Raw genomic sequence first — 7,230 nt, 5'->3', positions numbered from 1 at the left:
ACGCAGACAGTAGGGGTCGCCTTTCTTTGCTTACTTTCTTTGGCGAAGCAAAGAAAGTGAGTCGCCCGCCGGGGCGAGACCCGGCCTCGGGAAACAAACCAACGCCCTTTACCAGTCCTCTTTCACCGCGAGCACCACGTCCTTGCCCGCCGCGGCCCGCCCCGCCAGCCAGGCGGTGACAGTGCCGGCGACCACCACCGCGCCGCACAGCACCACCAGCCTCCCCCAAGGCACCAGCAAATCCATGGTCCAGTGAAAGCTCTGCGGATTCACCACCTTCACCAGCACCACCGAAACCGCCAGCCCCAGCAAGAGCCCCGCCACGGCACCAATCGCCGTCCAGGCCGCGCCTTCACCCGCCACCACCGCCAGCACCTGCCGTCGCGTGAACCCCAGGTGCGCGAGCAGCCCGAACTCCTTGCGCCTTGCCAGCACCTGCGCGCTGAAGCTCGCCGCAATGCCGAAGAGCCCGATGGCAATGGCTACCGCCTGCAGCCAGTAGGTCACCGCAAAGCTGCGGTCGAAGATGCGCAGCGAAGTTGCGCGGATCTGCCCGACCGACGAAATCTCGATGCTCGAACCGGACCCGTCAATTCCACTCGGCTGGCGCGCCGCCAATTCGCGAACAGCGGCTTGAACCGCGCCCTCCGATGCGCCAGGCGCAAGCCACAGCGACACATCGCTCACCTCGCGCTCGCCCGTCAGGCGCTCGAAATCGCGCGCATCCATGGTGATGGCGCCGAACTGCCGCGCGTAGTCGCGCCACACGCCTGCCACGAAGAACGCAGCCGGCGCAGACCCGCTGGTGGTGCCCAGCGCATTCGAGAGCGGCGCAAACAGCGCGCCCGGCTTGGCGCCGTACAGCTCCACCATCGGCTCGCTCACGTAGATGCCGATCTGCCCGGCAGGTACCGGCAGCGAAGGGCCCACCAGCGGCAGTGTCTGTGCGGCACCGCCCTCCAGGCTTCGCGCGATCAGCGTGACGGCGGGTTGAGCGGGGTCGAGTTGCAACGAGCGGGTGCGCAGCGTGCCGGTGCGTTCCACGCCCGGCAGTTGTGCCAGTGCCTGCACGAAGGCCGGAGAAAAGGTGGCGGTGTCGCTGCTGCTCTGGGTGCCGGAATTAGCGGAGCGGCCGCTCGACGTGGCGCGAAGATAAAGATCGGCCGGCAGCACCACGTCGAGCCAGCGCGTCACCGAATCGCGAAAGCTTGCGACCATGACCGTGAGCGCAACCGCAAGGCTCAGGCTGGCGACCACGCCGCTGACCGCCACGGCTGCGGTGCCGCGCATGCGCCTTGCACGCTCGATGGCGAGCATCGGCAACACGCGCTGCGCAAACGCGGGTGCAATGCGGTCGTACAGCAGCGCAATCAGCCAGGGCAATGCGGTGATGCCGCCCACCAGCAGGCAACCCACCGAAAGGTATGCCGCCACCGGAATGCCACCGACAGCCGGCATGTTGGCCAAGGCTGCGCTTGCCGCAATGAGGCCGAGCGCCAGCCAATGGCTTTTGCCTTGGACCGGTGCGGCGCCCAGGCCCTTCAGCGTTTGGGCCTCGGGCAGCGCCTGCGCCGCGCGCGCGGGCCACCAGCCGCCCACCAGCGCCGCAAGCACGCCGAGCCCGCCGTACAGCAAGGCCGAGCCGCTGCTCCAGTGCAGCGTGGGCGCCACGCCCTGGAAATAGCCGCCGCCCAGGTCGCCGCCGAGCACGCGCAGTGCAAAGGCCGCGAGCGCTGTGCCCAGCCCCAGGCCGGCGGCGCTTCCTATCAGGCCGAGCACGAACGACTCCGCCAGCACCAGCCGCAGCCGCTCGCGCGGCGTCAGGCCCAGCACGCCGAGGAGGGCGAATTGCTGCGCACGCTTGGCCACACTGAGCGCCAGCACCGAGAACACCAGGAACGCACCGGTAAAAAGCGCCACCAGCGCCAGCACCGTCAGGTTGACGCGGTAGGCGCGCGAGAGATTGCTCACGCGTTCGGCCGCGTCGCCGGGCTCTGAAAACTGCAAGCCAGCGGGCCAGCCTGGAGCGCGCTGCAGCGATGCGATGAAGGCCGCCCGGTCCGTGCCAGGAGTAAGCCTCAAGTCGACGCGGCTGAGCTGGCCCGCTTTGTCGAAGAGGTCTTGCGCTGCCCCGATATCCATGACGGCTAACGCCGTGCCGGTGGCGGCCACATGGCCCGCCACCTCGAGCCGCTGCCAAGCGCCGCCGCTACGCAGTTCCACGGTCTCGGCACGGTCTTCGGCCGCCTTCGCGGGCAGGCCCAGCACATTGCGCGCCGCGGCGTTCAGAAACACATGGCCCGGCACCAGCATCGCGAAGCGGTCCGCATTCTTGCGGGGCTGCGGCATCAGCGCCGGTGCAATGGCCGGCAACGCCAGCGCGTCGACGCCGATCACGCGCATCGGCACCTGCCGCTCACCAGCCAGCGCGAAGCCCTGGAACTCGAGCACCGGGCTTGCCAATGCCACCTGCGGATGCCGGGCAAGCTGGGCGAACACCGCTTCGTCGAAGCTGCCTTGCACAGCGCGCACTTCGAGGTCCGGCTGCCCGTTGACGGACCTCACGGCGCTGGAGAACTCGTCGAGTGCCGAGGCGTTGATGAGCTGCACAGAGAACGCAAGCGCCACGCCCAGCATCACGGCCAATACCGCTGCGGCATTGCGCCAAGGGTGATGGCGCAGTTCCTGCCATGAGAAGGTGGTGAGCAATGCGCGCATGCCGCCATTGTGGCCGGCGCGCAGAAAGATCAGGGCCGCTCGGACATCCCGTTGAGATACGCGCGCACCGCCGCGCTCGCGCTCAGGCCTATCGCGCGATCGAAGGCCTGGCGCGCGGCGGCGCGGGCGCCGCCTGCCGCGAGCAGATGGCCGCGCGCCGCCCAGAAGGGCTGGTAGTTCGCCACCTCATCGGCCGCAATGGCATCGAGTGCCTGCAGGCCGACATCGTGGCCGCGCGCTTTGGCAAGAGCGCAGGCGCGGCTCACCTGGGCGCCTAGGCTGGGGCGCAGCGCCAGCAGGTTGTCGTACAGCGCAACCATTGCTTCGGGCGCCACCGGTGCGCCGACACGGCGCTCGCAATGGGCCGACTGGATGGCGGCCTCCAGCTGGCAGGCGCCGGGAGTATTCATGTCCGTTGCCTGCCGCAGGTACTGCTCGGCCTCTGCAAGCAGGTCCGGGTCCCAGCGCGCCGTGTCCTGCTGGTCGAGCGGCACATAGGCGCCGGCATCGTTGAGCCGCGCCGCCGCCCGGCTCTGGCAAAACAGCATCAGCGCGAGCAGGCCGAGCGGCTCGGGCTCGTTCGGCATCAGTGCGCACAGAATGCGGCCGAGCTCGATGGCTTCGGTGGCAAGGCCGCGGGGCAGGGTGTCCGCGCCATCCACATCGTCCCAGCCGTTGCCATAAGCGGCATGGATGCCTTGGAGCACGTCCTGCAAGCGCAGCGGCAGTTCGCGTGCTTCGGGATACTCGAAAGAAACGCCCGCGCTGCGGATGCGCGCCTTGGCCCGCACCAGCCGCTGGCCGAGCGTGGAAGGCGAAGTGAGGAACGCCCCCGCCATGCGGGCTGCATCGAGCCCGAGCACCGCCTGAAGCATGAGCGGCGCGCGGGCGGCCACGTCGATGGCCGGATGCGCGCACACGAAGAGCAGCCGCAAGCGCTCGTCCGGCACGGCGGCGCCGTCGACCGTGCCCACATCGACCTCGCCGGCCAGCAGCAGCAGCGCTTGGGTGGCGGCATCCTGGATGCGGCTGTGGCGCCAGGCGTCGAGCTTGCGATGCCGCGCCACGCTCAGCAGCCAGGCGTCCGGCTGCTCGGGAATGCCGTCGGCGGGCCAGCGTTCGAGAGCCCTTGCAAAGGCTTGCGCGAGCGCGTTTTCCGATGCGGCAATGTCGTGCGTGCGCGCTGCAAGAATCGCGAGCAGCCGCCCATACGATTCACGCGCCGCCCGCTCGGCGGCTCGGGGAGCCGCCAGTTCGTTCACGGTGCGCCCGGAGTTCCAGTTGCACAGGAGCTGAATTGCATGGTGTTCTCCATCGAGGACAAGCTTGCCGAGCAAGATTGCTCACCACAATGACGGCTCGCAGCCAGTCATTTCGACATGCGTATGGCATGCCGAACAATTAATTCTTTCCCTAAAAATGCGCCGGCGCAATGGCAAAAGCCAAGGGCCGCGCGCCGATGAAGCCCGGGGATCCGCTAGGCAGCCTTGGCCTGCGCGGCAGGTGCAAACATGGCCTCCAGTTCGGCGCGCAATTGGTAGGCGTGGGTCGAGGTGTCCATGGCCACGTCGGCCCAGCAAAGGCTCTGGCCTTTCTTCACCGCACGCACCAGCTTGACGTTGTGCGCGAGCCCGAGTGGCAGGCCGCCCAGCCGCATGGAGCGTTCGGCCGGCAGCAGCTTGCCCCAGACGGTGTAGCCGCCTTCGCCGTCGAGCATTTCGCCGGGCGCCAAGTCGCGCTTGGCGGTGGCGACCACGTCGGCGTTCCAGCAGGTGGCAACGCCGGTGGGCTCGCCGCGCAACGCCACGCTGGCCACCGACATGCCGACTTCCAGGCCGATGAGGTGCCACCGCTTGTAGAGCGTGAAGTAGCGGCCGCTCGGGTCGGTGTGGGCGTTGTATTCCTCGAAGCAGTTCTTGATGTAGTCGGTCTCGGCCTCGACCGTGACCCACACGCCCATGCGGATGTCGTAGGGAATCTTTCGCCCATTGGCTTCGAGCGATGAAATCACTTCGACCATGCCCTTGCGCTCCAGCACGCCGCCCTCGCTTTGCGGGCGTGTGACGAAGGGAATGTCTTCCACGCTCGCGGGCGGGTAGAGCAGGCCGTCCGAAGGCACGGTGAGGCCGGTGGCGTTGGCGACGACCGAGCTTTCTATCGAAGGCTTGGAGCCGTCGAGAAAGCTGTTGAACATTTTCGGGTTGAGCCCGCCGCGCAGCGCCTGTTCGGGCGTGAGGCCGTAGTTGCCCCACACGGTTTCCGGCGTCGATTCGGTGAAGTGCGGCAGCCACTTGTGGCCGCGTCCGGCGGCCACCACCGGAAAGCCGCAGGTGCGCGCCCAGTCGACCAGGTCGCAGATGAGCGCGGGCTGGTCGCCGAAGGCCAGCGAATAGATCACACCCGCCTGCTGCGCCTTGCGCGCGAGCAGCGGGCCGCAAAAGGCGTCGGCCTCCACGGTCACGTTCACCACGTGCTTGCCGTGTGCAAAGGCATCCAGGCAATGATCGACCGCCGCGACCGGATTGCCGGTGCACTCGACCACGATGTCGATGGAAGGCTCGCGCGTCACGGCCTGCCAGTCGTCTGTGATCCAGGTGCTTCCGGTCTTCAGCGCTTGCTGCACCGAGTCCGCGGCGGTGCGCTCGGCCTGCCAGCCGACGCGTTCGAGGTTGACGCGTGCGGCGGCGGGCGAGAGGTCGGCAATGGCCACCAGCTGCACGCCGGGCGTGCGCGGAATCTGCGCGAGATACATCGAGCCGAACTTGCCGGCGCCGATCAGGCCGATGCGGATGGGGTTGCCTTCGGCGGCACGCTGTTGCAGGCGGGTGTAGAGGCTCATGAGATCAGGCCTCCACGATGTCGAGAGTTGCGAGCGAGGTTTGCAGCGCGCTTTCGGGCAGGCCGTTCTTCCACGGCACCTCGACCGGATAGGGCTTCAGCAGGCAATCGTCGGGCAGCATCTCGATGGGCGTGAAGTCCCGGTGCGCGATGTACTCGGGCCGCTTGTGGCGCCGGATATGGTTGCTGACGGCGCACAGGCTCAGGTACACCGCCACGCGATTGAAGGGCGAAAGGTTGCTGCCCGATGCGTGCACGAGGCAGCTGTGGAACAGGATCATCGAACCGGCGGGGCCCTTGGGCGAGACGATCCCGCCATGCTTGCCGCCGGCGCGGTCTACCAGTTGGCGGATCAGGTCGTTGTCGACCGTCCAGAGCGGGTAGCTCGTGGTCGTGAGGTCATGCTTCGCATCGACCACGCCCTTGCGGTGGCTGCCCGGAATGAACATCAGCGGACCGTTGTGCTCGTTCACATCGTCCAGAAAAATGGCGACGTTCATCGCGCGCTCGGTGGGCATCAGGTCGTCGTTGAGCCATGTGCCGTAGTCCTGGTGCCATTGCCACACGTCGCCTTCGAACGCCATCTTGCCGTTGATCTTGAACTGGTGCATGTAGACCTGCTCTTCGAACAGATCCATCACCGGCTCCACCATGCGCGGATGGCGCGCCAGCCGCGCGAAGGGCTCGCTGATCAGGTGCGCGGCAAAGTTGGTGCGCACGGCATCCGAGCCTTTCTCGCGCACGTTGAAGGCTTCGCGCCGGCTGTAGAGCTCGGGCACCGCATCGGTCAACACCTTCGTCTCTTCGGGTGAAAAATGGCCGGGGAAGAACAGGTAGCCGTCGCGCTCGAATTGCGCGCGCTGGTCGGGGTTCAACTTCATGCCTTGTCTCCTTTGCGGTGGGTGGTGTGGTGGGTCGTCGATGCGGTGCGCGCCAGTTGCTGCGCGAGCCGCCGGCTCAACGCTTCGCTGGCTTGCGCAACGTGTTCTTCGCTCAGCTGGGCGGCACGTTGCGCGTTGCCAGCGGCAATGGCGTCGGCAATGGCCTGGTGCTCATCCCACAGCGATTCGCGTTGCGGTTCGGCCTGCAGCACCGCGCCCATGGCGCGGCGCAGGTGGCGCCAGTGCTGGCCGGCGCTCTGGCCGATGAGCGGATTGCCGGACGCCTCGTAGATGGCCTCATGAAAAGCCATGTCGGCATCGATCATGGCTTCGACATTGCGCCCGCGCGCCGCGCGCCGGCCGCGCTCCATCAGCTTGGGGTCGATGCGAAAGCGCTGCTGTGCGGCGAGCCGCGCGGCCAGCACGTCGAGCGCGCCGCGCACCTGGTAGATCTTGCGCATCCACTCGGCATCGAGCGGCGCCACCAGCACGCCGCGGCCAGGCGAATCGAGCACGAAGCCATCTTTCTTGAGCAGGCGCAGCGCCTGCAGCACCGGCTGGCGCGACACCGAGAGGCGCTGCGCAATGTCTTCCTGGGTGATGCGTTCGCCCGGCGCGAGCGAGCCGCTGCTGATGGCGCCGAGAAGGGCGCGGTAGACCTGGTCGACGAGGTCGGGCGAGGCTTCGATGCTGACGAGGTGGGCTGGCATGGACCGTCTTTCTCTGAACTCTGTATACAGAGTACAAAGATGCGGGCGCGGACGTATTCCGGGTTTTTACCCATTGGCCCTGC

5 protein-coding genes are annotated in these 7,230 nt (G+C 67.5%); all 5 read right to left on the bottom strand.

Annotation, left to right across the window (positions count from 1 at the left end; translation table 11 throughout):
* Nucleotides 1–108: 108 nt before the first annotated feature.
* The 5 genes from V9L21_RS22165 to V9L21_RS22145 all read right to left on the bottom strand — a co-directional run bounded on the left by V9L21_RS22165 (nt 109) and on the right by V9L21_RS22145 (nt 7,147).
* Nucleotides 109–2,718, bottom strand: coding sequence for an FtsX-like permease family protein (locus tag V9L21_RS22165; RefSeq protein ID WP_337315033.1), 2,610 nt, complete (start codon nt 2,716–2,718; stop codon nt 109–111).
* Nucleotides 2,719–2,747: 29 nt separating this feature from the next.
* The gene (locus V9L21_RS22160) at nt 2,748–3,980 is read right to left on the bottom strand and encodes an RNA polymerase sigma factor (protein ID WP_337315032.1); all 1,233 of its coding nucleotides are present in this window, start codon (nt 3,978–3,980) and stop codon (nt 2,748–2,750) included.
* 215 nt (nt 3,981–4,195) lie between these two features.
* Nucleotides 4,196–5,557: an NAD(P)H-dependent oxidoreductase gene (locus tag V9L21_RS22155; RefSeq protein ID WP_337315031.1), complete on the bottom strand. Its 1,362-nt coding sequence runs from the start codon at nt 5,555–5,557 to the stop codon at nt 4,196–4,198.
* A gap of 4 nt (nt 5,558–5,561) precedes the next feature.
* Nucleotides 5,562–6,437 (bottom strand): phytanoyl-CoA dioxygenase family protein, encoded by an 876-nt coding sequence (locus V9L21_RS22150; RefSeq protein WP_337315030.1) that lies wholly within the window; start codon nt 6,435–6,437, stop codon nt 5,562–5,564.
* Nucleotides 6,434–7,147 (bottom strand): GntR family transcriptional regulator, encoded by a 714-nt coding sequence (locus tag V9L21_RS22145; protein WP_337315029.1) that lies wholly within the window; start codon nt 7,145–7,147, stop codon nt 6,434–6,436. Before V9L21_RS22145 ends, V9L21_RS22150 begins: the two co-directional genes overlap by 4 nt.
* Between the last annotated feature and the right edge of the window lie 83 nt (nt 7,148–7,230).

It is taken from the genome of Variovorax sp. CCNWLW235, assembly GCF_037204085.1.
Taxonomy (GTDB): Bacteria; Pseudomonadota; Gammaproteobacteria; order Burkholderiales; family Burkholderiaceae_C; genus Variovorax.
The sequence above is the reverse complement of the archived record's forward strand: the minus strand, read 5'-3'. Positions and strand labels throughout refer to the sequence as shown.

What these genes read in the sequence shown, in the direction of transcription:
- V9L21_RS22165 (WP_337315033.1), bottom strand. Translation starts at nt 2,718, where the DNA reads ATGCGCGCATTGCTCACCACCTTCTCATGGCAGGAACTGCGCCATCAC.
- V9L21_RS22155 (WP_337315031.1), bottom strand. Translation starts at nt 5,557, where the DNA reads ATGAGCCTCTACACCCGCCTGCAACAGCGTGCCGCCGAAGGCAACCCC.
- V9L21_RS22150 (WP_337315030.1), bottom strand. Translation starts at nt 6,437, where the DNA reads ATGAAGTTGAACCCCGACCAGCGCGCGCAATTCGAGCGCGACGGCTAC.
- V9L21_RS22145 (WP_337315029.1), bottom strand. Translation starts at nt 7,147, where the DNA reads ATGCCAGCCCACCTCGTCAGCATCGAAGCCTCGCCCGACCTCGTCGAC.